This is a genomic window from Enemella evansiae, from assembly GCF_004362375.1.
GTDB lineage: Bacteria > Actinomycetota > Actinomycetes > Propionibacteriales > Propionibacteriaceae > Enemella > Enemella evansiae.
Map to the genome: position 1 here is coordinate 1320764 of NZ_SNXA01000008.1, position 26489 is coordinate 1347252.

Sequence of the window (26489 nt, forward strand, 5' to 3'; positions counted from 1 at the left end):
GCGAGTGATCGAGGTCTGTGATGGTCGACTATTTCCAGGAGATCGAGTTCGGGATCTTCCCCACCCCCTCGGCCGACAACGTGGAACGGCTGGTCGGTCTCGCCGAGCTGGCCGACGCGGTCGGCATCGACCTGATCACCATCCAGGACCACCCCTATCAGGGCAAGTTCGTCGACACCTGGACGCTGCTGTCGGTGATCGGTGCCCGCACCTCGCAGCTGCGTCTGTCGCCCAATGTCGCCAGCCTGCCGCTGCGCCCGCCGGTGATGCTCGGCAAGGCGGCCGCCACCCTGGATCTGCTCACCGCGGGCCGGGTCGAGCTCGGCCTCGGCGCCGGGGCGTTCTGGGACGCGATCGAGGCGGCCGGCGGGCCGCGGCGTACGCCCGGGGAAGCGGTCGACGCGCTGGCCGAGGCGATCGAGATCCTGCGCGGCATGTGGCGCGGTGAATCGCTGCGCTTCGACGGGGAGCACTACCAGGTCCGTGGGTTGCACGCCGGCCCGGTACCGGTGCACGAGATCCCGATCTGGATCGGCTCCTACAAACCGCGGATGCTGCGGCTCACCGGGCGGCTCGCCGACGGTTGGGTGCCGTCGATGGGGTACGCCGACCCGCCGGCCCTGCCGGAGCTCAGCTCGATCCTCGACGAGGCGGCGCTGAAGGCGGGCCGCTCCCCCGGGTCGATCAAGCGGATCTACAACGTGTTCGGGAAATTCGGCCGCGGCGGCGGGTTCCTGCAGGGTACGCCGGCCGACTGGGCCGAGCAGCTCGCCGAGCTGGCGCTGACCACCGGGATGAGCACCTTCGTCGTCGGCACCGACGATCCCGACACCGTCCGCGTGGTCGCCACCGAGGTCGCCCCGGCCGTCCGCGAACTGGTCGCCGCCGAACGCGCCAACCCGACCAGCCGCCCGGAATCCGAAGCGGAGCAGAAAAAGATCGCCTCCGCACAGCCGACGAGCACCTCCACCGGGAAGCTGCGGGTCACCCCGACACCCGACGACGGCGTACGCCTCAGCACCACCCTGCCCTGGGACGAGGCGACCCGACCGACCCGACCCGCGGAGGACCAGAGCGGGTTCACCGATGCCCAGCTCGCCGTGCCGCAGCACCTGATCGACATGCACGACGGGCTGCGCGCCGAGTTGACCCAGGTCCGCGACATCGTCGACCAGGTCCGCACCGGGCACCTGTCGGTGGGTCAGGCGCGTTCGGTGATCAACACGATGACGATGCGGCAGAACAACTGGACCCTGGGCGCGTTCTGCGAGTCCTACTGCCGGATCGTCACCGGCCATCACACCCTGGAGGATCGCAGCATCTTCCCGCACCTGCGGCATTCCGAGCCCGACCTGGCCCCGGTGCTGGACCGGCTGAAAGAGGAACACGAGGTGATCCACGAGGTCCTCGACGCCCTCGACCGGGCCCTGGTCGGACTGGTCGACGCCGAGGGGTACGGGGCGAAGGGCCGCGATGCCCTGGACCGGTTGGGTGAGCAGATCGATCTGCTCACCGACACCCTGCTCTCCCACCTCGCCTACGAGGAACGGGAACTGCTCGCCCCGCTCGCCCGCTACGGTTTCCAGTGATGCGTGAGTTCACCGAGATCGAGACACTGGCCGAGTTCGACGAGCACATCGCCCATACCGACTCGCTGCGCGGCTGGTTCCTGCAGTCGGTCGACCTGACCAGGCGGGCCGCCGAGCTGGCCCGGGTCGATGTCGCCGGGGCGGTCTTCCTGGGATGTCGGCTCGACGAGCAGACCGAGCGGGACCTGCCCGGACGTGGCGCGCTGCTGTTCCCGCAGCTGCCGGATGTGCCCTTCGATCCCTATCGCGGCACGCTGTACGCCGCCGAGGAGCTCTACGACCAGCCGCGGTACGCCGACTCGGTCGACGCCCGGGTGTACGCCTGGTCGCGCGCCGAGGGTGCGGTGCCGCCGATCCCGGACACCCTGGCCACCGCGCTGCACGACCACGCGATCAGCGATGCGCTGGACGAGCTGGAACTGGATCCGGCGAAGGTGGTCGGGGTGATGGGCGGCCACGCGCTGAAACGCGACGACCCGGCGTACGCCGCCGCGGCGCGGCTCGGTCAGCAGCTCGCCGAGGCCGGATACGTGGTGCTCACCGGCGGCGGCCCGGGGGCGATGGAGGCCGCGAATCTGGGCGCCTGGTTCGCCCACCGCGGTGACGCGCTGACCGAGGCGATCGCCGAACTCGCCGTCGCGCCGAGCTTCACCCCCGACATCGACGCCTGGGCGGGTACCGCGCTGGCGGTCCGCCGGCGCTGGCCGGCCGAGGCCGGGGTGCTCTCGATCGGCATTCCGACCTGGTTCTATGGCCATGAGCCGCCGAACGTGTTCTGCACCCACATCGCCAAGTACTTCGCGAACGCGCTGCGTGAGGACACGCTGCTGCAGCGCTGCCGCGGCGGCATCGTCTACCTGCCCGGCGCGGCGGGCACGGTGCAGGAGATCTTCCAGGCCGCGACCGGCAACTACTACGCCGCCGACGACACCCTGGTCGCGCCGATGGTGCTCGTCGGTCGCGAGCACTGGACCGTGAAGCTGCCGGCCTGGCCGCTGCTGCAGGCGCTCGGCGAGGGCCGGGAAATGGGCCGCCGGCTGCATCTGGTGGATGCAGCCGGCGACGTGATGGCCACGCTCATCGGGTGAGCCGGAGGCTCAGGCGGCGACCTTCTCCCGGTCGTTCTCCGGGGTGTCCAGCCGCTCCTCGGCGTTGCCGAAGGTGCTGGCGTCGTAGACCTTCTGGTCGAGCAGCCCGTTGCGCTTGGCGACGATGGTCGGCACCAGCGCCTGCCCGGCGACGTTGGTCGCGGTCCGCATCATGTCGATGATCGGGTCGATGGCCAGCAACAGGCCAACACCCTCGAGCGGCAGACCCAGCGTGCTCAGCGTCAGCGACAGCATCACCACCGAACCGGTGAGGCCGGCGGTGGCGGCCGAACCGATCACCGAGACCAGCGCGATCAGCAGGTACTGCTGGATGCCCAGCGGGATGCCGTAGAGCTGGGCGATGGTGATCGCGGCGATGGCCGGATAGATCGCGGCGCAGCCGTCCATCTTGGTGGTGGCACCGATCGGCACGGCGAAGGAGGCGTACTCCTCGGCGACGCCCAGGTTGCGGGTCGTCACGCGCTGGGTGAGCGGCAGCGTACCCACCGAGGACCGGGAGACGAAGCCGAACTGGATCGCCGGCCAGGCGCCGGCGAAGAACTTGATCGGGTTCAGCCCGTGCAGCTTCGCCAGCAGCGGGTAGACCACGAACAGCACGATCGCGCAGCCGAGATAGATGTCGAGGGTGAAGATTCCCAACGGGGCAAGGAGATCCCAGCCATAGCTGGCGACGGCCTTGCCGATCAGCGCGGCGGTACCGATCGGGGCGAGCCGGATCACCCACCAGGTGAGCTTGGAGAAGATCTCCAGCACACCCTCGGAGAACTTCAGCACCGGTTCGGCCTTCGGGCCGACGGCGAGCGCGGCGGCGCCGATGAAGATGCCGATCACGACCAGCTGCAGCACGTTGAACGACAGGCTCGAGGTGACCTGGATGGCCGACCCGCTGGCGGCGGCCTTGCTCGAGACCTCCAGGCCGAAGACGTTGCCCGGCACGATGGACTTCAGGAAGTCCAGCCAGCTGCCGGTGCTGCTGGGGGCCTTGCCTGCGGCGGTGTCGAGGGTCGCATTGGCGCCGGGGTTGGTGAGCAGCCCGATCGCGATGCCGATGACCACCGCGATGGCGGAGGTGATCGCGAACCAGATCAGCGTCTGGACCGCGAGCTTGGCGGCGTTGGCGACCTGGCGCAGGTTGGCGATCGAGACGATGATCGCGGTGAGCACCAGCGGGACGACGACCACCTTGAGCAGCTGCACGAAGATGGTGCCGACGGTGGTCAGCGTGGTGGTCAACCAGCCGACATCCCACTGGCGGGCGGCGAAGCCGAGGATGATGCCGACGGCGAGACCGATGAAGGTCTGCGCCCAGAAGGGTACGCCGCGGCGCTTGGGTTTGGCCGGACTGGGTTCGGCCGCAGAAGTGGTGGAAGAGGACATGGGTGTGCTCCGGGTCTGGGGTTGGTGAGAGAAGATTAGGACATCAACCGCGGTCGACAGACGGCACTGGCGGTCCGCGCCAGGTCGACATAGCGGCGGCACCACAGGCCGCAGACATGGTTGTGCACGATTGGGGAAACCCCGCGGGGGCCGAATTCATTCCGGCCGGGCGGGAGAATCTTCACATCTGCCGATGCGGGCCTCCAGCACGCTCGGCAGGGTCTGGCCCGGCCGGCGGCTGAAGGAGCGGATCAGCTCACCGCGGGAGAAACCGCCGCGGGTGGAGAGGCGGGCCGTCTCGTCGGCGAGGAAGGTCTCCCAGGAGTTCCGCCTCCCCCACGGAAAGCAGCTGGCGGTCACCGACGCCCCGGCCATGCCGAGCGTGGCGGCCTCGTCGATCCGGTCGGCGAGCCAGCGGAGCTGGGTCAGCTTCTCCTCGATCGCGGCCCGCGGATCCTCGCGGATGACGACACCGGTGCGCTCGGCGATCGCGGGATCGAGGGTGTGCACGTGGCCGTGGCCCTCCACCAGGACGCGCACGTCGAGTTCCAGCAACCGTTCCAGGGTGGTGATCCAGGCGCGGGAGTCGACCTCGGCGTTCGGCGAGGAAAAGTAGGCGCCCATGAACGAGTCACCGACCAGCGCGATCCGGTGGTCGGGGTCGAAGAGCACGATGTGGTCGGCGCAGTGGCCGGGGGCCGGATGGGTCTCGAGGCGGCGGCCGGCGCGCAGCGGTACTCCGGTGCCGGCGTCGTGGACCGGGCCGGTGAGGCTGGGCGGTTGGCCGATCACCAGGGCGCGTTCGAGCGGGATCGCCTCGGCCGGGCGGAGCCTGGCGGAGGTGGCCGCTGCGGCGTACACCCCGAGATGGTGGCGGTCGGCGACCCACTCGAGGTTGCCGATGTGTTCCTCGTGGGCGTGGGTGGCGGTGACCGCGGTCAGCGCCCCGTCGCGGGCGCGATGGGCGTCGAGGTGTCTGCCGAGGGCGCGGCGCATCACCACCGATCCGGGGTCGAGCAGCGCGCCGTCGTACCAGATGGCGCAGAACCGTTCGCCGAACGCCAGCGGCACCAGGTCACTGACCCGCCCACCGAGGAACCAGAGTTCGAGCAGGTCGGGGATCACCACGATCCGCTTGCGGAAGGTGGCGGCATGCTCCCGGATCCGTTGGGCCTGGTCGCGTACGCCGAGGGCGGCGATCAGCGGCGATCGGGCGAGCAGGCCGAGGCTCCAACAGCTCCAGAAGGCCCCGGAGTCGGCGCGTCGGCGGACCTCGGTGACATCGGCGACGTGGCAACTGCCGCCACGGCAGGTGGACAGCGCGAGCCGGTTGGCGGCGATCCAGCGATAGCCACGGTCGGCGGTGTGGTGCAGCGGGCGGATCCGGTCGAGCGCGGTCAAGGGTGTGAAGGCCGGCAGCGCGCGGGCGACGGTGACGACGGCGTCCCAGCCGACCCGCACGGCACCGGTCTGGTCGATCACGTGCAGCTGGGTGAGGCAGTCGGCTTCGGTGAGTCCGTACGCCGCCAGGTCGGCGTCCTCGATGGCGACGGGCCGGACGCGGCGGCGGGTATCGGTGGCGGCGATCCAGGAGACACCGGCCTGGCAGATCTCGCACTGGCCGTCGTAGAGCACCGTCAGCATCGAGCCATCATCACATCAGGCGGTGCCGAACGCGTTGTTGTCGAGCGCGATCGGCGGGACGGCGGCGTCGCCCTCGTCGCGCCGACGGCGGTGGTAGTCCTCCCAGACCAGCCACTTCTCGGTCATCGACGCCTCGATGTCGACGCCCATCCGGCGCGCGGTGAGCAGCGCCATCGCCACGACATCGGCACACTCGGCGGCGAGGGTGGCCCGGGCCTGCTCCGGGGACTGGTTACGGTCGCGGCCCTGACCGGAGGCGACCAGCCAGGCCTGGCTCAACTCCCCCAGTTCCTCGGTGAGCTTCAACAGCATCCACTCCGGGCTGCGATCGATGCCGTACACCTCGGCGTACCCGTCGGAGATCAGTTCCAGCCGGTCGGTCTACTCGGACATTTCCATGGGCACAGACTTCCACGGAGTGTGGGACCAAGTCCCTTTGGGCGCTCGCTCAGCGCTCGGTGGCGGCGAGCTGGCCGCAGGCGCCGTCGATCTCCTGGCCGCGGGTGTCACGGACGGTGACCGGGACGCCACCGGCCTCGAGCCGGCGTACGAACTCCTTCTCATCGGAGCGCCGCGATGCGGTCCACTTCGACCCGGGCGTGGGGTTCAGCGGGATCAGGTTCACGTGCACCCAGCCCTTGCCGCGCTGCCGCAGCACCTTGGCGAGCAGATCGGCGCGGTGGGCCTGGTCGTTGATGTCGCGGATCAGGGCGTACTCGATGGAGACCCGGCGGCCGGTCTCGCGGGCATAGAAGTACGCCGCATCGACGACCTCGTCGACCGGCCAGCGGTTGTTCACCGGCACCAGCTCATCGCGCAGCTCGTCGTCGGGGGCGTGCAGGCTCAGCGCCAGCGTGACCGGCATCCCCTCGGTCGCCAACTGGCGGATCCGCGGTACCAGGCCGACGGTCGAGACCGTCACCCCGCGCGCGGAGATGCCGAGCCCGTGCGGTTCCGGGGTGGTCAATGATCGGACCGCACCGATGACCGCCTTGTAGTTCGCGAGCGGCTCCCCCATCCCCATGAACACCACGTTGTTGATCCGGCCGACCCCGCCCGGCACCTCACCATTGCGCAGCATCCGGGCCCCGTCGGCGACCTGGGAGACGATCTCGGCGGTCGACAGATTGCGCTGCAGCCCGCCCTGACCGGTGGCGCAGAACGGGCAGGCCATCCCGCAGCCCGCCTGGGAGGAGATGCAGATGGTGGAGCGCATTCCGCGGGTGTCATCGTCGGCGAGATCGTCGGCGCTGCGTACCCCGCGGGCGTAACGCATCAGCACCGACTCGACCAGCGACCCGTCGTGCAACCGCCACAGGGTCTTCAGTGTGGTGCCGTCGTCACAGGCCTGCCGCTTCAGCGGGTTCAGCAGCGTCGGGAAGTACGCCTCGGCGACCGCCTCGCGCTGGGCGGCGGGCAGGTCGGTCCAGGTCGTCGGATCGGTCTCCAACCGCTCGAACCAGTGCCGGGACAGCTGATCGGCGCGGAACGCCGGCAGCCCCGCCTCGCTCAGCGCGGGGCGGCGTTCGGCAACGGCGAGATCGGCCCAGTGCTTGGGCGGCTTGCCGCGGCGCGGCGCGTCGAAGACGAGCTTGAGTGGCTCACCGACACTCATCGGACCCCCGGGATCAGTAGGAACATCAACAACCAGGCTGCGGGTGCGGCCACCAGCAGCGAATCGAGCCGGTCCATCACCCCGCCGTGGCCGGGCAGGATCGAGGACATGTCCTTGATCCCGATGTCGCGCTTGATCAGCGACTCGATCAGGTCGCCGCAGGCGCCGACCACGACCAGCACCACTCCGAGGATAACCCCCACCCACCAAGGGGCCTTGAGCACGAGCGTGGTCATCAGCACCGCGGCGGCGGTGCCGAAGACCAGCGAGCCGGCGAACCCCTCCCAGGTCTTCTTGGGGCTGATCCGCGGCGCCATCTTGTGCCGGCCGATCAGGATGCCGAAGACGTAACCGCCGATGTCACCGAAGGCGACCACCGCGATGAAGGTGATCACCCGCGCCCGGCCCATCTGGTCGCCGAGCATCAGCCCGACGAACGAGCCCTGCAGCGGGATGTAGCCGATGATCAGCATGCTGGCCGCGACATCGCGGACATAGCCCTGCTCACCGGCGAACATCCGCCAGATCATGCAGACCAGGGCGGTGATGCCGATCATCGCGAGCATCAGCGTATTGGTGGGGATCTCCACCGGTTGCTGGCTGCTGGCGAAATAGGACCCGGTGACGATGCTGACCGTACCGACGAGGATCGGCAGGATCGCCGAGTGCATGTCCAGGCGCTTCAGCGCCTGATGGACCTCCATCGCGCCGAGCGCCAGGAAGGCCGCCACCAGCAGGACGAATCCCGGTGGCCACCAACCGAGTGTGAGAACCAGGGCGGCGCCGAGCACCACCCCGACCCCGATCGCGGCGGGAAGGTTGCGCCCGGCCCGGCCATGGTTGCGCGGGGCCCCACCCTCACCCGGGATGGGGGTCTGTGGCTCGCGCGCACCAGGCTCGGACGTGGTCATCACACCTCGAGCAGCTCGGCTTCCTTGTTCTTCAGCACCTCATCGATCTGGTCGGTGCGGGACTTGGTCGCCGACTCCAGCTGCTTCTCGGCGCGGGTCACCTCGTCCTCGCCGACCTCCTTGTCCTTGAGCAGCTTGTCCATCGCGTCCTTGGCGTTGCGCCGGGCGTTGCGCACCGAGACGCGGGCCTCCTCGGCCTTGTTCTTGGCGAGCTTGATGTATTCCTTGCGGCGCTCCTCGGTCAGCTGCGGCAGCGCGACGCGGATGTTCTGCCCGTCGCTGGCCGGGTTGACGCCCAGGTCGGAATCCCGGATCGCCTTCTCGATGGCGTTCTGGGTGGACTTGTCGAACGGGCTGACCAGCACCATCCGCGCGTCCACCACCTGGATGGTGGCGAGCTGCTGGATCGGCATCGGCTGCCCGTACGCCTCGGCCATGATCTTGTTGAACATGGCGGGGTGGGCGCGGCCGGTGCGGATCGCTGCGAACTCCTCCTTGGCGTGCTCGACCGCGGCATCCATCTTCTGCTCGGCCTCACGCATCGTGTCAGCGATCACGGCGACCGCTCCTTTCCTGGTTCTCGGCTGGGATCGGTGGGTTGGGACGGGCTCGGACAGAGCCCGGGCGCTGCCTTCAGGCGTGCACCGTGGTACCGATCTTCTCACCACTGACGGCGCGGGCGATGTTGCCCTCGGTGTCGAGGTTGAAGAAGATCATCGGCAGAGCATAATCACGGGCCATCGAGATCGCGGTGGCGTCGGCGACCTTGAGGTCGCGGGCCAGGAACTCGTCGTAGCTCAGCTCGCTGAACATGCTCGCCTGCGGGTTGGTCCGGGGGTCGGCATCGTAGACGCCGTCGGTGCCCTGCTTGCCCATCAGCAGCACCTCGGCACCGATCTCCAGGGCCCGCTGGGCGGAGACCGTGTCGGTGGAGAAGTAGGGCATCCCGGAACCGGCGCCGAAGATCACCAGGCGGCCCTTCTCCAGGTGCCGCTCGGCCTTGCGCGGGATGTAGGGCTCGGCGACCTGGCCCATGGTGATGGCGGTCTGCACGCGGGTGTCGATCCCGGCCTTCTCGCAGAAGTCCTGCAGGGCCAGGCAGTTCATCACCGTGCCGAGCATGCCCATGTAGTCGGCGCGATCGCGGTCCATGCCGCGTTGCTGCAGTTCGGCGCCGCGGAAGAAGTTGCCACCGCCGACGACCACCGCGACCTGCACACCGCCGCGTACCACGTCGGCCACCTGGTTGGCGATCGAGGCCACCACATCGGGATCGACCCCGACACTGCCCCCTCCGAAGGCCTCACCGGACAGCTTCAGCAGCACGCGCTTGTACGCCATGGGTTCTCCCTCGCCTGTGGACACTGCTCGCCAGTATCGCGTACCCGGTTCGCCCGGCCCAAACCGGCGCGTCAGCCGCCGGTGAGCAGCTTGAACGCCACCGCGAGCACGACCGCGTTGTAGAAGAAGCCGAGCACCGAGTGCACCAGCACCTGCCAGCGGATCCGGCGGTCGGTGATGTTCACATCCGAGGTGGCGAAGCTGGTGCCGACGGTGAAGGAGAAGTAGAGGAAGTCGACCAGGTGCGGCCGCTCGGTCTCGGGGAACTGCAGCCCCCTGCCGCCGAGCTGGGCGTACCACCAGGAGTAGCGCAGCGCATAGGTGGCGTGCAGGATCAGCCAGGCCTGGATCATCGTGATCACGCCGACGACCTTGTTGGCGAGCGCCTCGTCGGGGCTGGCGTCGGTGCTCAGCACCACGGTGATGGCGGCGGTCATCCCGATCATGCTGGCCAGCAGCGGGATGGCCGCCCACAGCAGGCCGATCACCGGGAAGGTCAGCCGGCTCGCATCGGGCAGGTCGTCGACCTCGCGGTCCCGGGTCCGGCGCACCTGGATCCCGCCGACCACCAGCACCAGGAAGGCGACCAGGTTCCAGCCGAACAGGGTGATCAGCGTCCAGTTCTCCGGTGCCACCACCACGGCGAGACCGAGCACGGCGAGCAGCACCTCGGCGCTCAGCGTCGCCAGCCGCCAGACCCGATTCACCCGGTGAGCGTATCCCCCACCCGGGCCGAGCGAGCGAGGAACGCCACACCCCACGTCGGCCGAGCGAGCGAGGAGCGAACGAGCGAGTCGAGGCCCACTTGCCTCCACTAAGTTAACTAGTTAATGTAATCACCATGGACCTCTCCCTGGAACTGCATGATCTGGTGCTGACGATGGACCGACAGGCGGGCGAACTGCTCACCCCGTTCGGGGTGAGCCTGCGCCAGCACATCGCGCTGACGATCATCGGCCAGCACCCCGGACTCGCCGGCCGCGATCTCGCCGGTGGGCTGCGGGTCAGCGCCCCGGCCACCACCGGCATCGTCCGCGGACTGCTGGGCGCCGGCTGGGTCGTGGACGCGGCCGAGCCCGGTTCCGGGAACCGGCAGCAGCTGCGGCTCTCCGACAGCGGAGCCGAGCTGCTGCGGCGTACCACCGCGGCGCTGGGATCTGATTTCGACGACCTCGTACGCCGCAGCGGTCACGACCCCGAGGCCCTGGCCCGCGCGCTGCGCGACATCCACGACCTGATGCGCTCCCCCGACCCGAACTCCACGGACAAGAACTCCACCGACAAGAACTCCACCGACAAGAACGGACGCTGACATGCCCATTCCCGCCATTCCCGCCGTCGCCTTCGGCGGGGCCGCCGCCCTGCTCCTCGGCCGCCTCGGCGTCTTCGCCGCCCTGCACCGCACCTCCGACCGGCATCCGGTGCGGGAGGCGGTCAGCGATTACGGGGTCGGGCCGAGCCGGCGGCTGTTCAGCGTCATGGGTGGGCTGCAGGCGGCCGCCTGGCTGGCGCTGGCACTCGGCACCTGGTTCGCCTTCCCGAGTTGGAGCTACCGCGGCACGGCGGTGCTGATGCTCGCCGCCCTCGGCGTACTCGCCGCCGTCCTGCTGCTCGTCCCGACCGACCTGGAGGGTGAAAGGCTGACCCGGCGCGGACTGCTGCACTACCTGATCGCGGTGCTCGGATTCGGCCTCAGCTACAGCCTGACCGGCGACATCTCACAGATGATGAGCACCGGCACCGGCCTGCTGGTGGCGCTGCACCGGGTCGCGCTGATCTCCCTGGTCCTGCTCTGCGTCTGCCTGGTACCGCGGCTGCGGCGCTGGTTCGGGCTGTTCGAGCGGATCTTCCTGGTCGCGATCAGCCTGTTCTATCTGGCGTACGCCGTCGCCTCGATCCTCGGTTGAGCGCGATCGAGGCGACGGCGTCGGCGATCACGGCGTGGGCTGACCGCCGTTGACGTTCAGCGTCTCCCCGACGACGAAGCTGGACTCCGGCGAGGCCAGGAAGACGTACGCCGGGGCGAGCTCGGTCGGCTGGCCGGCCCGGCCCAGCGGGGTGGACTGGCCGAACTCCGGCAGGTCCTCGGGCAGCTGCCCGCCCGAGGGCTGGAGCGGCGTCCACACCGGGCCCGGCGCGACGGCGTTCACCCGGATGCCCTCCGGCGCCAGCTTCTGCGCCAGCCCCTTGGTGAAGTTGTTGATCGCCGCCTTGGTCGAGGCGTAGTCGATCAGCGTGGGCGAGGGCATGTACGCCTGGATCGAGGTCGAGTTGATGATCGTCGACCCGGGCTTCAGGTGCGGCAGCGCCTGCCGGACCAGCCGGAACATCGCCAGGATGTTGACGTCGTAGGTCGCCTCGAGCTGCTCGTCGTCGATGTCGTCGAACTCCTCGGTGGCCACCTGCTTGCCGCCGTTGTTGACCAGGATGTCCAGCCCGCCGAGCTCGCGGACCGCCTGGTCGACGAGCTTCTTGGCGAAGTCACGGTCCCGCAGATCACCGGGTACCAGGGCGACCACGCCACCGTCCTCGCGGATCACCTTCGCGATGTTCTGCGCATCCTCCTCTTCCTGGGGCAGGTAATTGATGCAGACATCGGCGCCCTCCCGGGAGAAGGCGATCGCGGTCGCGGCGCCGATCCCGGAGTCACCACCGGTGATCAGCGCACGCCGGCCCTTCAACCGGCCGGTCCCGCGATAGGACTTCTCCCCCAGGTCGGCCTGCGGGGTCATCTCGGCATCCAGCCCGGTCCCGGGCTGCTTCTCCGCGGGCGGGGAGATCTGCTCGTAGCGGGTGACGGGGTTCTGCAGGGTGAGCTGGTCGGTCTGCTGCTCGTTCTGGCCGTCGGCCATCGTCGACTCCTTCTCGCTTCTCGGGGGATTCACTCTGTGTGTTCCCCGAGATCAGGGGTCGTTAAACGGCCGTCGGGCGGCGAATTCCGTGGGCGCGGAGCGGGGTCACCAACGACCGGTGGTCAGTACGCCGGTGCGGAAGTTGTAACGCATCCAGCCGCCCTCGAATCGCTGGGTGACCTGGTCGGATGTCTCGTTGATCTCATCGGTCATCGGATAGCCGAAGTACCCGTTCTCCCAGCCGTTGGCCGACCAGGTGTCGCGGAACAGTCCGTGCACCGCGAACATCACGGCCGTGGGGGCCGCCTGGTAGAGCGAACCGGTCTGGAAGTGCTGACCGCATCCACCTCCGCGTAACCCGCAGAACCGGTCGGAGACCGGGAAGCCCAGCACGCCGTTCTCATAGCCGAACTCACCGTAGCGGCGCAGGAATTCATCGCGGACCACGTAGGTACCGGCGTTCGGCACGGCGTACACGGTGCCACCCTCGAAGCGCTGCACCACCCCACCGTCGCGGACCGGGAACTGGTTGCTCGTCGGCCGGGCGAGGAATCCGGTGTAGCCGTCGAGGGCGTGGTACCTGGTCCACATCCGGTCGCGGACCAGGTAGGTCTCGTATTTGTTGCCGCTGTCGAACGCGCCATTGGTGAACTCGGCGATGCACGTCGCGCTGCGCACGTAGTCACCGAGCCAGTCCTTGTTGGCGTCGTAGGTGTCCTCCATCGTGGGCCAGTAGCAGGTGAACGGCGGGTACGCCGGTGTCGGCGTGCCCCTGGGGGCCGTCGCGGGTGTGGTCGTGGACATGGTTGTCGGTGTGGGGGTGGGTGCGGCCTGCGCACTGCTCGCCCAACCACTGAGGATCAGCAGGCTGGCGAGCGTGGCAAGACCGGTCCCCCGAGCGATCTTGTTGATGAGACGACTCTCACCCCGCGGTGCGGAGCGAGTCAAGGGTTCGATCAGTTCGCGGTGCGGGCGGCGCAGGTGATGCACCGCGTCGTGGTCGGCAGGGCCTCCAGCCGCTCATCGGCGATCGGCTCACCGCAAGCGGTACAGACCCCGTAGGTGCCCTCGTCCAGCCGCTCCAGCGCCGCATCGATCCGCTCCAACTGGTCCCGGGCGCCGCGGCGCAGGGCGTCGGCCATTGCCCGGTCGACGGCGATGGTCTGCCCCTCGGTGTCGTGTTCGTCGTCGGCGTTGCTGTCCCGCAGCGCGGCGACCACGTCGTCGAAGGCGTCGTCCAGGGCCCCGGCCCGCTCCAGCACCTCACGCTGGGCGGCCACCAGCAACCGCTTCGCCCGCTCCTGCTCCATCCGGTGAGCCTAGACGGCCGCCCTGACGAAGGACTCGAACTCGGTGACGATCGGGGTGGGTTGCGGGTCGAGCATCTCGATCTGGGTGAACAGGATGCTGACCTGCCCGGTACGCGGGTTGACCCGGGCGGTGGTCCCGGTGCCACCGTCCCAGCCGTAGGACCCGTCGGCACGGGTGGAACCGCCGTAACCCCAGCCCTGGCCACCAGCGAGGAAGACGCCGGCGGAGGCGCGCTGGGCGTCGGTGAGCTGATCGGTCATCATCGCGGCGACCAGCTCGCGCGGCAGCAGTTGCTCGTTCTCGTGGGCGCCGCCGCAGAGCAGCATCGTGCCGAAGCGCAGCCAGTCATCAGCGGTGCAGACCAGCCCGCCGGCGCCGTTCGGGAAGGCCGGTGGCGCCGCCCAGGCGCCGTCGACGGGGTCACTGACGGTGAACCGGGTCGGATCGTCGGTGGGTGCGTACCGGGTCGCGAACCGGTGCCGCTGATCCGCCGACACCCACCAGCGCGCATCGGTCATGCCGAGGGGTTCGAACACCCGCTCGGTGAGGAACCCGTCGAGTCCCTGGCCGCTGGCCCGGCCGACGAGCAGCCCGAGCAGGGCGCTGCCGGTGTTGTAGCTGTAGCCCTCCCCCGGCTGGTGCAGCAGCGGGATCCGGCCGGCGGCGGCCAGCCAGGCGTCCGGTTCGGAGCCGGGTGGCAGCGGCGAACCCTCGCTCAGGTCGCTGATCAGCCGGTCCATCACCGGTCCGGTGAAGTCACCGGGGAAGCCCAGCCCGTTGCGCAGGGTGAGCAGGTCCTCGACGGTGATCTGCCGGTGCGCCGTGACGGTGTCCTCGATCGGCCCGTGCGGATCGCGGAGGACCCGTGGGTCGGCCAATTCCGGCAGCCAGCGGGTGACCGGGTCGTCGATCGCCAGGGTGCCGTCGGCGACGAGCAGCAGTGCAGCGAAGGCGGTGATCGGCTTGGTCACCGAGGCGATCGCGAACAGCGTGTCCGGCGCCATCGGCGTACCGGTCTGCAGGTCCTGCACACCGACCGCGACGGTCTCGGTACCACCGGGGTGACGGTGGATCGCCACCGCCCCGGGCAGGGTTCCGGCATCGACGTGTCGCTGCAGCAGCTCGCTCAGTTCGCTCATGTGACCAGCCTGCTCGGCGCGGGCGGGGTACCACTTCTCCGATCCTGCGGAGTGCCGAACGCTGGGACATGCACTAGTCGAATTCCGACCGGATGGAAACCCAGTCCCACTGGGTTTGATCATGGAACCTGCGGACTACTGCATGTCTGAGCGCACGCGCCACCATGCAAGCATGGGCGTGACGACCGATCGGAGGATGCGCGGTGGACGATGATGCACTCTTCGAGCTCGCCACCCGGAACCGGTTGCTTGCCGCGGACCTGTTCGACGGGCTGTCCGCGGACCAGTGGGCGACCCCGAGCCTGTGCGCGGGTTGGACGGTCCGCGAGGTGGCGGCCCACCTGGTACCACCGGTGGACGGCATCTCCGTGTGGTCACTGCTCGGCACCGTGGTCCGCTACCGCGGCGACCTGAACCGGATGGTCGATGAGACGACGCGCGAGGAGGCTCGGCGGCCGACCTCCGAACTGGTCCAGGACCTGCGCGACCGCGCGGGCGTACGCCTGAAACCACCGGTCACCGGGGCGGCGGGCCCGGCGACGGACACCGTCATCCATCTGCGGGACGCCGCCCGGCCGCTGGGCCTGGCGGCCACCCCGCCCGACGCCGACTGGCAGGCCACGCTTGATTTCCTGGTCTCGGGGCCGGCGCGCCGAGGTTTCCTGCCCAGGGATCGGCTGATCGGACTGCGCCTGGTCACCGACGATGGCGCCTGGAGCAGCGGCATGGGCACGCCGATCAGCGGCAGTCGGGAGGCACTGGCGATGGCCATCTCTGGCCGCACCGTCTACCTCACCGAACTCACCGGCCCCGGCGTCGCCATCCTCCGGAATCGCCTGTAGACACAGCAAAGGGGCGCCGCGGGTACCAGACCCACGACGCCCCTCGGCGTACGAACCAGAAACTCAGCCGATCAGGCGCCGGCCTCGAAGCGGACGAAGCGCTTCACGGTGACACCGGCGGCGTCGAGCTGCTGACCGACCGACTTCTTCTCGTCGGTGATCGACGGCTGGTCGACCAGGGTGACGTCCTTGAAGAACGCGTTCACCCGGCCCTCGACGATCTTCGGCAGCGCCTGCTCCGGCTTGCCCTCCTCGCGGGACTTGGCCTCGGCGATGCGGCGCTCGTTGTCCACCACATCGGCCGGTACCTCGTCGCGGCTGACCCACTGCGGACGCATCGAGGCGATCTGCAGGGCGACGCCGTGCAGCAGCTCGGGGTTGTCGCCCTCGGCCTCGACGAGTACGCCGACCTGCGGCGGCAGGTCGGAGGCCCGGCGGTGCAGGTAGGTGGTGGTGGTGCCGTCGAAGTAGGCGGCCTCCTTGAGCTCCAGCTTCTCGCCGATCTTGATGGCGAGCTCGCCGATGGCCTCGGCCACGGTCTTGCCGGAGTCCAGCTTGACCTCGTTGGCGGCCTCGACACCGTTGGCCTTGGCGGCCTCGACGGCCTTGGCGACCTGGTCGGCCAGCGCGACGAACTCGTCGTTCTTGGCGACGAAGTCGGTCTCGGCGGCGAGCTGGATCAGGGCATTGCCGGAGCTCGCGACCAGGCCGTTGGAGGCCTCGCGGTCGGCCCGCTTGGCGGCCTTGGCCTGACCGGAGACGCGCAGCACCTCGACGGCCTTGTCGTAGTCGCCGTCGGCCTCGGTGAGGGCCTTCTTGGCGTCCATCATGCCCGCGCCGGTGGCGTCGCGGAGCTTCTTCACATCAGCAGCGGTGATCGCCATGTGATTCCTTTTCTTTCGATCGAAAGGTGGGGGTTGATCGGGTCAGTTGGACTCGGCGTCCTTGGTCGGCGCCTCGGCGGCGGCCTCGGAGCCCGGGACCTGCGGCTCGGCCGGGGCGGCGACGTCGACGCTCTCGTCGACGACCGGGCCCTTGTTCATCCCGGAGGCCTGCTCCTCGTCCACCAGCGCCTGGGCGTCCGGGTCGTTGAGGGCCGGGGTCGCGCCGGAGGCGTCGGCGGCCTGCTTGCCGTCGGTGCCGTCGCCGGCGAGCAGCTCGCGCTCCCACTCGGCCATCGGCTCGGCCTCGGACTCGGTGCCGGTGTTGCCACCGGAGCGGCTCATCAGGCCGTCGGCGACGGCGTCGGCGACGACGCGGGTGAGCAGCGCGACGGAGCGGATCGCGTCGTCGTTGCCCGGGATGGCGTAGTCGACCTCGTCGGGGTCGCAGTTGGTGTCCAGGATGCCGACGATCGGGATCCGCAGCTTGCGCGCCTCGTCGACCGCGAGGTGCTCCTTCTTGGTGTCGACGATCCAGACGGCCTGCGGGGTCTTGCCCATCTCGCGGATGCCGCCGAGGTCCTTCTCCAGCTTGTCCTTCTCACGCTTGAGCATGAGGAGTTCCTTCTTGGTCAGCCCGGAACCGGCGACCTTGTCGAAGTCCATGCCCTCCAGCTCCTTGAGCCGGCCGATGCGCTTGGAGATGGTCTGGAAGTTGGTGAGCATGCCGCCCAGCCAACGCTGGTTGACGAAGGGCATGCCGACGCGGGTGGCCTGCTCGGCGATGGCCTCCTGGGCCTGCTTCTTGGTGCCGACGAACAGGATCTGACCGCCCTTGGCGATGATGTCCTTGATGAACGCGTACGCCTGGTCGATGTAGGTCAGCGACTGCTGCAGGTCGATGATGTAGATGCCGTTGCGCTCGGTGAAGATGAAGCGCTTCATCTTGGGGTTCCAGCGACGGGTCTGGTGCCCGAAGTGGACGCCGCTCTCGAGCAGCTGGCGTGCGGTGACGACGGCCATGGCCGTTCCTCCTTGGTGGCGTGCCCGCTGGGGCGTACGCCTGTCGGTTGTTCGGTGCCGGCTCTCGGCACCGCCTGACGCAGTCGCGGTATCGGGCACCACCGTCTGGTGGACCAACGCCCGAGCGCACCTGTGTGGGCATGACTGCATGCGAAGTCAACCCGGATGGCCGGGTTGCGGGTGCCAGTGTATGCCGCGGAGAGCAGTGGTACCAACTCGGTCGGAGCCGGGTTGTCCACAGGCCCGGCGGGTCCGAAGTGTTGTCCACAGGTGGGGCGTTCGGGGTGCCCGATCTGCGCGACTGGTCCCCATCATGCCCGCGTGAGATCGATGCTGTGGCGCACCGCGGGGGTGCTGCTGGTCGCGCTGGTCCTGCTGTCTGGTTCGGTACGCCCGGGCCGGGCGGCCGGGCCGGCGCCACCGGCGGTGCCGTCGGGGCGGAGTCCGTTGACCGACGCGCCCGCGCCGAGCCGGGATTTCCAGCCGCCCGCGCGGCGCTGGCAGGCCGGGCACCGTGGGGTCGATCTGCCCGGGCGATCGGGTGAGCCGGTGCTGGCGGCCGCGGCCGGGCGGGTCAGCTATGTCGGGGTGCTGGCCGGGCGCGGAGTGGTCGTGGTCGACCACGGCTCGGTGCGCACCACCTATGAACCGGTGACCGCCCGGGTGCGGGTCGGTGATCGGGTGGCGGCGGGCCAGGTGATCGGGGAGCTGATGGCCGGCCATCCGGGATGTTCGGCCGACACCTGTCTGCACTGGGGAATGAAGGCGGGTGAGGACTATCTGGATCCGATGCTGATGATCCCCGCACCCGACCCGGGGACCACCGGTGAGGCGCGGGTACGCCTGCTCGGTGCGGATGCGGTCGCCGAGGCCGAGCGCCGGGCGGCGGAGCGCGCGCGGGCCCAGGCCGCACTGGCCGCCTCGGCCGGTGCCGGTGGCCCGGCTCCCCCACCCGGAGCCAGGGGTCTGGTGCCGCCGGTCACCGGCCCGCGCACGTCCGCCTTCGGGATGCGGTTGCACCCGATCCTGCGGGTGTGGAAGCTGCACGACGGCCTCGACTTCGGCACCGGTTGCGGGGCGCCACTGCGTGCGGTGGCCGACGGGGTGGTCTCCGAGGCCTACTTCAACACCGGCTACGGCAACCGGTTGCTGATCGACCACCAGGTCAACGGGCGGCGGCTGCGGACGGCGTACAACCATGCGATCCGCTACACCGTCTCCCCCGGTGATCGGGTCCGCGCCGGCCAGGTGATCGGGCTGAGCGGATCGACCGGATACTCGACCGGTTGCCACCTGCACCTGATGCTCTGGGTCGACGGCCAGCTCACCGACCCGGCGAAGTGGCTGTGATCAGGCCCGCGGGTGCGCCTGCCGGAACGCCTGGCGCAACCGGTCGTTGGTCACATGGGTATAGAGCTGCGTGGTCGCCAGCGAGGCATGCCCGAGCATCTCCTGCACGCTGCGCAGGTCGGCGCCACCCTCCAGCAGATGGGTGGCCATCGCGTGCCGCAGGCCGTGCGGGCCCAGATCGGGCGCACCCTCGGTGGCCAGCAGGGCCCGGTGCACGATCCGGCGAACCACCCGCTGATCGATCCGGCCACCGCGCTCCCCCAGGAACACCGCATTGCCCGACCGGTCGCCGACCAGCTCACCGCGGACCGCGAGCCAGGCATCGAGCGCCCGCCAGGCCGGGCCGCCCATCGGGACGGTGCGCTGCTTGTTGCCCTTGCCCAGCACCCGCAGCAGCCGCCGATCGGTGTCCAGGTCGGCCAGGTCCAACCCGCACAGCTCGGCCACCCGGATGCCGGTGGCGTACAGCACCTCGAGCAGCGCCACATCGCGCACCCCGACCGGCCCGGGCTCCTCGGCCGCGCGGGCCACCGCACCGCGCAGCATCTCGTCGGCCTCACCGCGGCCCAGGGTGGGCGGCAGCCTGCTCGGCAGTTTCGGTGATTTCAGGGTGGCGGCCGGATCGGTCGCGACCCGGCCGGTGCGATGGCACCAGGCGAAGAAGACCCGGGCCGCGGCGGCCCGGCGCTGCAGCGTGGTCCGCTCGGCACCGCGGCTCTGCTGATTGGCCAGCCAGCTCCGCAGATCGCGTCGGTCCACGCCGCCGAGATCGTCGTGCCCCAGCTTCTGCAGATGGGTGAACAACCCGGTCAGATCACCGCGATAGGCGCGCACGGTGTGCTCCGACAGGTGCCGCTCGGCGGCCAGGTGCCGCTCATAGTCGGCCAGCACCCGGGCGTACGCCTCGGAGAGCTCGTCGCCCTCGGGGGGCGGCTGCGCACCCTGTTCCTCGGTCACCGCCCCAGTGTGCGCGGTCGCCGGCGCAGGTTTCCGCACCGACATGCATCAGCCTAGGGCGGCCGAACCTGAGGTAATGACGATGTCTATACTTAGTACTTACTTGGTCATACGGAATGGGGGACGGCCGATGGCGAAAGAAGCGGTGTTCACGATAAAGCTCGAGAAGGAGCTTCGTGAGGAGTTCATGGCTGAGGCCGAGGCTGCCCACCGCCCGGCTTCACAGATCGCTCGGGAGTTGATGCGAGAGTTCGTGCGCCGCCAGCGCGAGGAGCGAGAGTACGAGTCGTTCTTGGCGCAGAAGGTGCAGCGCGCACGTGACTCGCTGCGCGCTGGGGACGGCATCTCCAACGACGACGTGGAGGCCGAGTTCGCCCGCCGGCGGGCCGAAACCTTGTGATGGTCATCTGGTCTCCGCAAGCCCATGACGATCGCGCTGCCATCTGGGATCACGTTGTCGCCGAGGACCCACGTGCGACGAATCGGCTCGACCAACTGTTCAGCCAAGCGGCGGCCGACCTCGCGGAGTTCCCAGCACTTGGACGCCCCGGACTCATCCCCGGGACCCGAGAGCTCTTTCCTGCGACCCACTATCGCCTGGTCTACGAGACGCGTGGGGACCAGATAGTGATTCTGGCGCTCGTGCACACCGCGCGGCGCTGGCCGACACCGTGATGGCTCCGCGCCGGAGCCACCGATACGATGCGCAGGCAGACGACAGGAGGACACACCCGATGCCAGCGACCCCGCTCGACGAGCTCACCACCGGCGGCACCGTACGCCCGATCACCCGATGGGACACCCCGGTGATGCACGCCCGGACGCGCCCGGTGACCGAGTTCGACGACGAGCTGAAGCAGCTGGTCCGCGACATGTTCGCCACCATGGAGGCCGCCTCCGGCGTCGGACTGGCCGCCACCCAGGTCGGGGTCGATCTGGCCCTGTTCGTCTACGACTGCCCCGACGAGAACGAGGACCGGCACGTCGGCGTCTTCTGCAACCCGGTGGTCACCCTGCCCGAGGGCAGGGAGCGTCGACTGGAGAGCGTCGAGGAGGGCTGCCTGTCGCTGCCCGGGGCGTACCAACCGCTCGCCCGCCCCGACCGCTCGAGCTGCACCGGCCAGGACGTCGACGGCACCGACTACACCCTGGTCGGCACCGGCGTGCTCGCCCGCTGCCTGCAGCACGAGACCGACCACCTCAACGGCATCGTCTTCGGCGACCGGCTCTCCGCCCGGTCCCGCAAGAAGCTGTACGCCCAGCACAACGACCTGGCCGCGCGCTACCTCGACGACTGGCCGGTGAGCCCCAAGCAGCCCGCCTCCTGAGGAGACGGGCTGCCCGGGTCGATCGTTCAGGCGTACGCCTGAATCGCCCTATTCGACGGCCATCGCGGCGGCCGGGGCGACCTTCGCGGCCCGGCGGGCCGGGAGCACCGATGCCAGCCAGGCGGCGACCAGCGCGACCGCGACCATCAGCAACAGCCGCAGCCAGGGCACGGCCACCTGCACCGGCAGCTGACCGCCGATCAGGGCGTACGAGGCCGCGATGCCGTAGCCGATGCCCAGTGCGGCGCCGAGCACGACCGCGACCAGTCCGAGGCTGAGTGCCTCCAGCCCGAGCATCCCGCGCAGTTGCCCACGGGTCAGACCGAGGGCCCGCAGCAGGGCCGATTCCCGGGTCCGTTCCAGCACCGACAGGCCGAGGGTGTTGCCGACCCCGACCAGGGCGATGATCACGGCCACCCCGAGCAGTGCGGTGACGATCTGCAGGGCCAGGTCGACGATCTGGGTCATCATCGCGCGGATGCTGGCGATGCCCATCACCTCGACACCGGGCCCGGCGACCTCGGCGATCTGCCGCTCCAGCGCTTCCCCGTCGGTACCGGGGTCGAATCCGACCCAGGCCTGGCTGGCCGCCGGCATCCCCAACCGGTCCCCGGTGGCGTCACTGACCAGCAGCGCGTCGGCCTCCGGGGACAGCACGACGCTCAGCTCGACCTGCCGGCCGGGTTCGCCGAGGCGCACCTTCTCCCCGGCCCGCCAACCGGACTTCTCCCCCGCGACCAGGGTCGTATCGGTGATCGATTCGACCAGCTGCGGGCGGTTCACCACCGAGCGGGCCTCGGCCGGTACGGCGACGACACCCCGGTTCTGGGCCTGCCCGTTCGCACCGGTGATCGGCAGTGCGGCGGTGCGCATCGTGACCACCCCGCGCACCCCGTCGACCCGGCGTACCGCGTCGAGCTGCTGGGCGGTGAACGGCTCGGCCGAGTTCAGCTGGGCATCCACCGGGAACTGCCGGTCGATGGCGATCTGGGTGGAGCGCTGGGCGGTCGCCGCACCGGTCACCATCATCGCGATCAGCGCGACGCCGACGAGCAGCGCCGAGGCGGTGGCGGCGGCCCGGGCCGGGTTGCGGCGGGCGTTCGCGACCGCCATCGTCCCGGTCGGCCCGGCGACCCGCAGCAGCGGACCGAGCGCCCCGACCAGTGCGGGCACCAGCATCCGGGCGAGCAGCAGGACGCCGACGAAGTTGAGGACGCCGCCGGCGATCCCGACACCCACCGAGTGCGACGTCGCACCGACGACCAGTCCGGCCGCACCGGCAAGGAACAGCAGCACCCCGAGCACGGCGGCGACGACGCCGGAGCGACGGCCCTCGGTGACCCCGATCGGACGCAGCGCGGCCAGCGGCGCGACCCGGGTGGCGGCCCGCGCCGGCCGGATCGCGGAGAGCACCGTGATCAGCACACCCAGCACGATCGGGACCAGCAGCGCCCACCACGCCAGGGCGACGCCGGTGAGCGACATCATGCCCTCGGCCAGGCGTACCCCGATCGTGGTCAGCCCGATGCCGATCAGCACCCCGACGACCGAGGCGACCACGCCCAGACCGGCGGCCTCGCCGAGCACCCGGCGGAACACCTGTTGCCTGGTCGCACCGACGCAGCGCAGCAACCCGAGCTCGCGGGTGCGCTGCACGACCAGGATCGAGAAGGTGTTGGCGATCACCAGGGCGGCGACGAACATCGACACCGCGCCGAAGGCGAGCAGGAAGGTGGCCAGCGCTTCGGTGCCCTTGGAGTAGCTGGCGACGCGGGCGGCGATCTCCTGCTCCCCGGTACGCACGGTGAGCTTGCTGCCGGCGACACCCGGCAGCTCGGCGATCCGGGTGCGCAGCTCCTCCGGATCGGTCCCGCTGATGTAGACATCGTCGTACCCGGTCATGCCGCGGAGCTCGAAGAGCAACGGGTCGGCGGCGAACAGCAGCGAATCGTGCTGCCCGGAGACCACATTCGCACCGGGTGAGAGCACACCGCTGACCTGCAGGGTCCGCGGGCCCTCCTCGGTCTGCACGACGAGCCTGCCACCGGCCTGGGTCTTGAACTCGGTCGCGGCCTGCTGGTCGATCAGCACCTCCTCCGGACCGCCGGGCAGCCGACCGGAGGTGAGCCGGGTCTGCTCGTCGAGCGCGGGCAGTGTCTGGGCCTGCACCGCCGAGGGGTACGCCCCGTTGCCGGCGAGCAGCGTGGTCTTCACGACCGGGCGTACGCCGGTGACACCGGGCACCCGCTGGATCGCGCGCACCTGGTCGGCGGAGACCAGCACCGGTTCGGCGCCGGAGGTGCCGCCGACGACGACCGCCGAACCCTCGACCGGGCTGGCTGCGGCGTCGGCCACGGACTTGTTGGCCGAGGCGGTGAACAGCAAGGTGGTGGCGACGAAGGCCACCCCGAGCGCGATCGCCAACCCGGTGGAGAGCAGTTGCCGGACCCGGCGCATCAGCGCACCCCGCTCTCGTCCGCGACGACCCGGCCGTCGCTGAGGCGCAGGATCCGGTCGCAGTAACCGGCCGCCCTCGGGTCGTGGGTGACCATCACCACCGACTGGCCCAGCCGGTCCACCGACTCGCGCAGGAAGCCGAGCAGTTCGGTGGAGCTGCGCGAATCGAGCGCACCGGTCGGTTCGTCGGCGAAGATCACCTTCGGCTTGGTGACCAGGGCGCGGGCGACGGCGACCCGCTGCTGCTGGCCGCCGGAGAGTTCGCCGGGGCGATGGCTCAACCGGTTGGCGATGCCGAGCACACCGACGATCTCGTCGAACCAGGCCTGGTCGGGCCGGCGCCCGGCGAGCTGCAGCGGCAGCAGCACGTTCTCGCGAGCGTTCAGGGTGGGCAGCAGGTTGAAGGCCTGGAAGATGAAGCCGACCCGGTCGCGGCGCAGCTCGGTGAGCTTCTTGTCCGACAGCCCGGTGATCTCGGTGGTACCGATCCAGGCCCGGCCGGCGGTGGCGGAGTCCAATCCGGCGGCGCAGTGCATCAGCGTCGACTTGCCGGAACCCGAGGGACCCATGATCGCGGTGAACTCGCCGTTGGCGATGTCGATGGTGACCCGGTCCAGTGCGGTGACCGCGGCCTCTCCCTCGCCGTAGCGGCGGGTCAGCCCCTCGGTGCGTACGGCGGCTGCGGTGGGCGGGGCGATCACAGACATCGGTCTCCTCAACGGGGCGTGGCTGGGCCGGGGTGCGGCCCGATTTCCCTGCCAACGTTAGGTTTCCGGCGTACGCCACACATCGCCCGTGCGGCGGAAAACCGTCTCCACCCCAGGGTGGAGTCAACCCCGAGGGACCACCAGTCCGGCGTCATAGGCGGCGATCACCAGATGCACCCGGTCCCGCACGCCGAGCTTGGCGAGCAGATTGCCGATATGGGTCTTGATGGTGGCCTCGGCGACGAACAGCTTCTCGGCGATCTCGGTGTTGCTGAAACCCTGACCGACCGCGATCAGCACCTCGCGCTCGCGTGCGGTCAGTGGTGCCGGCCGGTCCTCGGCCCGGTGCCGTTCCTCCGACCCGGACGGCAACCCCGGCAGCACCCGCTCGATCAGCCGTCTGGTCGGCGCCGGTGCGACCACCGCGTCCCCGGCATGGACCGCGCGGATCGCGGCCAGCAGATCGTGCGGGCCGGCGTCCTTGAGCAGGAAACCGGATGCCCCGGCACGCAGGGCGGCATAGACGTATTCGTCCAGATCGAAGGTGGTCAGCACCAGCACCCGGATGTCGGGGTTGGCGGCCACGATCCGTTCGGTGGCGGCGATTCCGTCCATCCGGGGCATCCGGATGTCCATCAGCACCACATCCGGTGGCGGGGTGGCGCGGCAGGCGGCCACCGCCTCGACACCGTCGCCGACCTCGCCGAGCACCTCCATATCGGGCTGGGCGTCCAGCACCAGTCGGAACCCGGCCCGGACCATCTGCTGGTCATCGGCCAGCAACAACCGGATCTGATCAGCCATCGTCTCGTCCCACCTTTCTGCGCGGCAGCTCGATCCGCGCCCACACCCGGTAACCACCCTCCGGCCGGTTGCCGGTTTCCAGCTCACCGTCGAAGGCCGCGACCCGTTCCCGCATGCCTACCAGACCGTTGCCGCCGATGGCCGGTTTCTCTGCCTGGGTGGGCGTACTGCCGGTTCCGTCGTCCAGGATCTCCACCTCCAGCGCGTTCTTCAGATGGCTGAGGCGCACCTCGGCGCGGGCCGGGCCGGCATGGCGCAGCACATTGGTGAGTGCCTCCTGGACGATCCGGTACGCCGCCAGCTCGGCCGCCTCGTCGCGCTGATCCGCGGCCGGCGGTTCACCGGTGATGGTGAGTTCGACCGGAAGGCCGGCGGTGCGGACGGAGGCGATCAGGTCGGGCAGTTCGTCCAGCCGGGCCCCGGGTTCCAGTTCCGCACGGCCGGGTTCGCGGAGTACGCCGACCAGCCGCCGGGTGTCGTTGAGTGCGGTTCGGGCGGTGTCGCCGATCACGGTGAGCGCGCGTTCGGCGGCGGCCAGCCGGGTCTGCGGATCGGCATCGGAGGTGACCAGGTAGTGGGCACCGTCGGTCTGCACCACGACCACCGAGAGCGAGTGCGCGACGAGGTCGTGCATCTCGCGAGCGATCCGGCTGCGTTCCTCGCTGGCGGCGAGCCGGATTCCCTGCTCCCGTTCACGTTCCAGCGCCTCGGTGCGTTCCCGCAGCGCCTGGTGGGACCGGATCTGTGCGCGCGCCAGCAACCCGGCGAACCAGCCCACCAGGGCGAGTGCGGCGGCGCTGCCGAAGATGACCGCCCGCACGATCCAGGCCTCGGCACCGGGGATCCCGCGGGACCAGTCCACGGCCGCCGCGACCGCACCGAGCAGGGCGACCGCGAGCCACACCCGTGCCCACCGGAGCGTTGACCGGGCGGCGACCGAGTGCAGCACGATCGGTACGACCGCGTTGCCGAACTGGGGTTCGTTGCTGATGATCAGCTGGATGACGTGCGGCACGACCGCCAGCCCGGCGGCCAGGTCCGGCCGGATGCGGCGGAACACGATCGGCAGCGCGAACAGCAACCCCCACAGCGCATACCAGATCCCGGGGGTCGGGCCGCGGTCGATCGCGATCGCCGAGACCAGGAAGACGGGCGCGGCCAGCAGCGCCCACCCGAGGTCCACGACCCACCGATGGCGCACGCCCCAGTCATGGATGGCACTGATCGACACCCCGCAACCCTAGGGGCTCGC

The 26489-nt window shown here is 69.9% G+C and carries 28 protein-coding genes; 9 read left to right on the forward strand and 19 right to left on the reverse strand.

The annotated features are described in order from the left end of the window. Positions 1-20 precede the first annotated feature (20 nt). Both C8D81_RS06840 and C8D81_RS06845 read left to right on the forward strand, forming a co-directional pair. A complete protein-coding gene (locus C8D81_RS06840; RefSeq protein ID WP_133625760.1) occupies positions 21-1589 on the forward strand; it encodes an LLM class flavin-dependent oxidoreductase in 1569 nt (522 codons plus the stop codon). Then, positions 1589-2677 (forward strand): LOG family protein, encoded by a 1089-nt coding sequence (locus C8D81_RS06845; protein ID WP_133625761.1) that lies wholly within the window; start codon positions 1589-1591, stop codon positions 2675-2677. Before C8D81_RS06840 ends, C8D81_RS06845 begins: the two co-directional genes overlap by 1 nt. 9 nt (positions 2678-2686) lie before the next feature. Here the strand turns inward: C8D81_RS06845 and C8D81_RS06850 are convergent, their stop codons facing one another. The 8 genes from C8D81_RS06850 to C8D81_RS06885 all read right to left on the reverse strand — a co-directional run bounded on the left by C8D81_RS06850 (position 2687) and on the right by C8D81_RS06885 (position 10293). Beyond that, complete coding sequence (locus C8D81_RS06850) at positions 2687-4075, reverse strand: dicarboxylate/amino acid:cation symporter (protein WP_094360735.1); 1389 nt, start codon at positions 4073-4075, stop codon at positions 2687-2689. 156 nt (positions 4076-4231) lie between these two features. Next, positions 4232-5719 (reverse strand): DCC1-like thiol-disulfide oxidoreductase family protein, encoded by a 1488-nt coding sequence (locus C8D81_RS06855; RefSeq protein ID WP_133625762.1) that lies wholly within the window; start codon positions 5717-5719, stop codon positions 4232-4234. A 15-nt stretch (positions 5720-5734) separates the two neighbouring features. After that, a complete protein-coding gene (locus C8D81_RS06860) occupies positions 5735-6061 on the reverse strand; it encodes a nucleoside triphosphate pyrophosphohydrolase family protein (protein ID WP_208109133.1) in 327 nt (108 codons plus the stop codon). Positions 6062-6167: 106 nt separating this feature from the next. Then, positions 6168-7334 carry a 23S rRNA (adenine(2503)-C(2))-methyltransferase RlmN gene (gene rlmN, locus C8D81_RS06865; protein WP_094360739.1) on the reverse strand — a complete coding sequence of 389 codons (1167 nt, stop codon included), beginning with the start codon at positions 7332-7334 and terminating at the stop codon, positions 6168-6170. Then, entirely contained in the window at positions 7331-8245 is a 915-nt protein-coding gene (locus C8D81_RS06870; RefSeq protein ID WP_094360741.1) for a phosphatidate cytidylyltransferase, read from the reverse strand. The genes rlmN and C8D81_RS06870 overlap by 4 nt, the downstream gene beginning before the upstream one ends. Then, positions 8245-8799, reverse strand: a complete 555-nt coding sequence (frr, locus tag C8D81_RS06875) for a ribosome recycling factor (protein WP_176455851.1) — start codon at positions 8797-8799, stop codon at positions 8245-8247. The genes C8D81_RS06870 and frr overlap by 1 nt, the downstream gene beginning before the upstream one ends. Before the next feature lie 79 nt (positions 8800-8878). After that, positions 8879-9586, reverse strand: coding sequence for a UMP kinase (gene pyrH, locus C8D81_RS06880; protein WP_094360745.1), 708 nt, complete (start codon positions 9584-9586; stop codon positions 8879-8881). Positions 9587-9657: 71 nt separating this feature from the next. Further along, on the reverse strand, positions 9658-10293 hold the full coding sequence (locus C8D81_RS06885) for a DUF1345 domain-containing protein (RefSeq protein WP_166646700.1): 636 nt from the start codon (positions 10291-10293) through the stop codon (positions 9658-9660). Between the two features lie 134 nt (positions 10294-10427). On the opposite strand from C8D81_RS06885, the gene C8D81_RS06890 reads away from it, so the two are divergent. Both C8D81_RS06890 and C8D81_RS06895 read left to right on the forward strand, forming a co-directional pair. Next, positions 10428-10898, forward strand: a complete 471-nt coding sequence (locus C8D81_RS06890) for a MarR family winged helix-turn-helix transcriptional regulator (RefSeq protein WP_133625764.1) — start codon at positions 10428-10430, stop codon at positions 10896-10898. Position 10899: 1 nt separating this feature from the next. Beyond that, entirely contained in the window at positions 10900-11493 is a 594-nt protein-coding gene (locus C8D81_RS06895) for a DUF998 domain-containing protein (RefSeq protein WP_133625765.1), read from the forward strand. Positions 11494-11520: 27 nt separating this feature from the next. Here the strand turns inward: C8D81_RS06895 and C8D81_RS06900 are convergent, their stop codons facing one another. The 4 genes from C8D81_RS06900 to C8D81_RS06915 all read right to left on the reverse strand — a co-directional run bounded on the left by C8D81_RS06900 (position 11521) and on the right by C8D81_RS06915 (position 14888). After that, positions 11521-12438 (reverse strand): SDR family oxidoreductase, encoded by a 918-nt coding sequence (locus C8D81_RS06900; protein WP_094459538.1) that lies wholly within the window; start codon positions 12436-12438, stop codon positions 11521-11523. Positions 12439-12543: 105 nt separating this feature from the next. Continuing rightward, positions 12544-13242: an LGFP repeat-containing protein gene (locus tag C8D81_RS06905; RefSeq protein WP_133625766.1), complete on the reverse strand. Its 699-nt coding sequence runs from the start codon at positions 13240-13242 to the stop codon at positions 12544-12546. 152 nt (positions 13243-13394) lie between these two features. Then, positions 13395-13748 carry a TraR/DksA family transcriptional regulator gene (locus C8D81_RS06910; RefSeq protein ID WP_094430894.1) on the reverse strand — a complete coding sequence of 118 codons (354 nt, stop codon included), beginning with the start codon at positions 13746-13748 and terminating at the stop codon, positions 13395-13397. A 9-nt stretch (positions 13749-13757) separates the two neighbouring features. Further along, complete coding sequence (locus C8D81_RS06915) at positions 13758-14888, reverse strand: serine hydrolase domain-containing protein (RefSeq protein ID WP_133625767.1); 1131 nt, start codon at positions 14886-14888, stop codon at positions 13758-13760. 203 nt (positions 14889-15091) lie between these two features. On the opposite strand from C8D81_RS06915, the gene C8D81_RS06920 reads away from it, so the two are divergent. After that, a complete protein-coding gene (locus C8D81_RS06920) occupies positions 15092-15730 on the forward strand; it encodes a maleylpyruvate isomerase family mycothiol-dependent enzyme (protein WP_166646701.1) in 639 nt (212 codons plus the stop codon). Positions 15731-15801: 71 nt separating this feature from the next. Here C8D81_RS06920 and tsf read toward each other — a convergent pair whose 3' ends face one another. Next, entirely contained in the window at positions 15802-16614 is an 813-nt protein-coding gene (gene tsf, locus C8D81_RS06925; protein ID WP_094360761.1) for a translation elongation factor Ts, read from the reverse strand. Between the two features lie 42 nt (positions 16615-16656). Beyond that, positions 16657-17634, reverse strand: coding sequence for a 30S ribosomal protein S2 (gene rpsB, locus C8D81_RS06930; RefSeq protein ID WP_094405319.1), 978 nt, complete (start codon positions 17632-17634; stop codon positions 16657-16659). Positions 17635-17964: 330 nt separating this feature from the next. Between rpsB and C8D81_RS21520 the strand changes: the two genes are divergently transcribed. Beyond that, the gene (locus C8D81_RS21520; protein ID WP_229237942.1) at positions 17965-18984 is read left to right on the forward strand and encodes a M23 family metallopeptidase; all 1020 of its coding nucleotides are present in this window, start codon (positions 17965-17967) and stop codon (positions 18982-18984) included. Here the strand turns inward: C8D81_RS21520 and C8D81_RS06940 are convergent, their stop codons facing one another. After that, complete coding sequence (locus C8D81_RS06940) at positions 18985-19941, reverse strand: tyrosine recombinase XerC (RefSeq protein WP_229123895.1); 957 nt, start codon at positions 19939-19941, stop codon at positions 18985-18987. It lies immediately after the preceding gene. A 130-nt stretch (positions 19942-20071) separates the two neighbouring features. Between C8D81_RS06940 and C8D81_RS06945 the strand changes: the two genes are divergently transcribed. Genes C8D81_RS06945 through def form a run of 3 tightly spaced genes read left to right on the forward strand, consistent with a single transcriptional unit; the run spans position 20072 to position 21269 of the window. Further along, positions 20072-20341, forward strand: a complete 270-nt coding sequence (locus tag C8D81_RS06945; RefSeq protein WP_094403774.1) for an antitoxin of toxin-antitoxin stability system — start codon at positions 20072-20074, stop codon at positions 20339-20341. After that, the gene (locus tag C8D81_RS21925; protein ID WP_208109134.1) at positions 20341-20616 is read left to right on the forward strand and encodes a type II toxin-antitoxin system RelE/ParE family toxin; all 276 of its coding nucleotides are present in this window, start codon (positions 20341-20343) and stop codon (positions 20614-20616) included. The genes C8D81_RS06945 and C8D81_RS21925 overlap by 1 nt, the downstream gene beginning before the upstream one ends. 59 nt (positions 20617-20675) lie before the next feature. Continuing rightward, positions 20676-21269, forward strand: coding sequence for a peptide deformylase (def, locus tag C8D81_RS06955; RefSeq protein WP_094360769.1), 594 nt, complete (start codon positions 20676-20678; stop codon positions 21267-21269). Between the two features lie 48 nt (positions 21270-21317). Here def and C8D81_RS06960 read toward each other — a convergent pair whose 3' ends face one another. The 4 genes from C8D81_RS06960 to C8D81_RS06975 form a co-directional block, all read right to left on the reverse strand. Beyond that, positions 21318-23726 (reverse strand): ABC transporter permease, encoded by a 2409-nt coding sequence (locus C8D81_RS06960; protein WP_133625771.1) that lies wholly within the window; start codon positions 23724-23726, stop codon positions 21318-21320. After that, positions 23726-24433, reverse strand: a complete 708-nt coding sequence (locus C8D81_RS06965) for an ABC transporter ATP-binding protein (RefSeq protein WP_172421967.1) — start codon at positions 24431-24433, stop codon at positions 23726-23728. Before C8D81_RS06965 ends, C8D81_RS06960 begins: the two co-directional genes overlap by 1 nt. Before the next feature lie 123 nt (positions 24434-24556). Next, positions 24557-25237 carry a response regulator transcription factor gene (locus tag C8D81_RS06970; protein ID WP_094432904.1) on the reverse strand — a complete coding sequence of 227 codons (681 nt, stop codon included), beginning with the start codon at positions 25235-25237 and terminating at the stop codon, positions 24557-24559. Then, positions 25230-26468: a sensor histidine kinase gene (locus tag C8D81_RS06975; RefSeq protein WP_094360775.1), complete on the reverse strand. Its 1239-nt coding sequence runs from the start codon at positions 26466-26468 to the stop codon at positions 25230-25232. Before C8D81_RS06975 ends, C8D81_RS06970 begins: the two co-directional genes overlap by 8 nt. Positions 26469-26489: the final 21 nt, after the last annotated feature.

Bases quoted from the DNA above. Each gene is read 5' to 3' on its own strand.
- C8D81_RS21520 (WP_229237942.1), top strand. From the start codon at position 17,965: ATGCTGTGGCGCACCGCGGGGGTGCTGCTGGTCGCGCTGGTCCTGCTG.
- rlmN (WP_094360739.1), bottom strand. From the start codon at position 7,334: ATGAGTGTCGGTGAGCCACTCAAGCTCGTCTTCGACGCGCCGCGCCGC.
- def (WP_094360769.1), top strand. From the start codon at position 20,676: ATGCCAGCGACCCCGCTCGACGAGCTCACCACCGGCGGCACCGTACGC.
- C8D81_RS06840 (WP_133625760.1), top strand. From the start codon at position 21: ATGGTCGACTATTTCCAGGAGATCGAGTTCGGGATCTTCCCCACCCCC.
- C8D81_RS06895 (WP_133625765.1), top strand. From the start codon at position 10,900: ATGCCCATTCCCGCCATTCCCGCCGTCGCCTTCGGCGGGGCCGCCGCC.
- rpsB (WP_094405319.1), bottom strand. From the start codon at position 17,634: ATGGCCGTCGTCACCGCACGCCAGCTGCTCGAGAGCGGCGTCCACTTC.
- C8D81_RS06970 (WP_094432904.1), bottom strand. From the start codon at position 25,237: ATGGCTGATCAGATCCGGTTGTTGCTGGCCGATGACCAGCAGATGGTC.
- C8D81_RS06905 (WP_133625766.1), bottom strand. From the start codon at position 13,242: ATGTCCACGACCACACCCGCGACGGCCCCCAGGGGCACGCCGACACCG.
- C8D81_RS06915 (WP_133625767.1), bottom strand. From the start codon at position 14,888: ATGAGCGAACTGAGCGAGCTGCTGCAGCGACACGTCGATGCCGGAACC.
- C8D81_RS06850 (WP_094360735.1), bottom strand. From the start codon at position 4,075: ATGTCCTCTTCCACCACTTCTGCGGCCGAACCCAGTCCGGCCAAACCC.
- C8D81_RS06900 (WP_094459538.1), bottom strand. From the start codon at position 12,438: ATGGCCGACGGCCAGAACGAGCAGCAGACCGACCAGCTCACCCTGCAG.
- C8D81_RS06910 (WP_094430894.1), bottom strand. From the start codon at position 13,748: ATGGAGCAGGAGCGGGCGAAGCGGTTGCTGGTGGCCGCCCAGCGTGAG.
- C8D81_RS21925 (WP_208109134.1), top strand. From the start codon at position 20,341: ATGGTCATCTGGTCTCCGCAAGCCCATGACGATCGCGCTGCCATCTGG.
- C8D81_RS06945 (WP_094403774.1), top strand. From the start codon at position 20,072: ATGGCGAAAGAAGCGGTGTTCACGATAAAGCTCGAGAAGGAGCTTCGT.
- C8D81_RS06965 (WP_172421967.1), bottom strand. From the start codon at position 24,433: ATGTCTGTGATCGCCCCGCCCACCGCAGCCGCCGTACGCACCGAGGGG.
- C8D81_RS06870 (WP_094360741.1), bottom strand. From the start codon at position 8,245: ATGACCACGTCCGAGCCTGGTGCGCGCGAGCCACAGACCCCCATCCCG.
- C8D81_RS06960 (WP_133625771.1), bottom strand. From the start codon at position 23,726: ATGCGCCGGGTCCGGCAACTGCTCTCCACCGGGTTGGCGATCGCGCTC.
- C8D81_RS06845 (WP_133625761.1), top strand. From the start codon at position 1,589: ATGCGTGAGTTCACCGAGATCGAGACACTGGCCGAGTTCGACGAGCAC.
- pyrH (WP_094360745.1), bottom strand. From the start codon at position 9,586: ATGGCGTACAAGCGCGTGCTGCTGAAGCTGTCCGGTGAGGCCTTCGGA.
- C8D81_RS06890 (WP_133625764.1), top strand. From the start codon at position 10,428: ATGGACCTCTCCCTGGAACTGCATGATCTGGTGCTGACGATGGACCGA.
- tsf (WP_094360761.1), bottom strand. From the start codon at position 16,614: ATGGCGATCACCGCTGCTGATGTGAAGAAGCTCCGCGACGCCACCGGC.
- C8D81_RS06855 (WP_133625762.1), bottom strand. From the start codon at position 5,719: ATGCTGACGGTGCTCTACGACGGCCAGTGCGAGATCTGCCAGGCCGGT.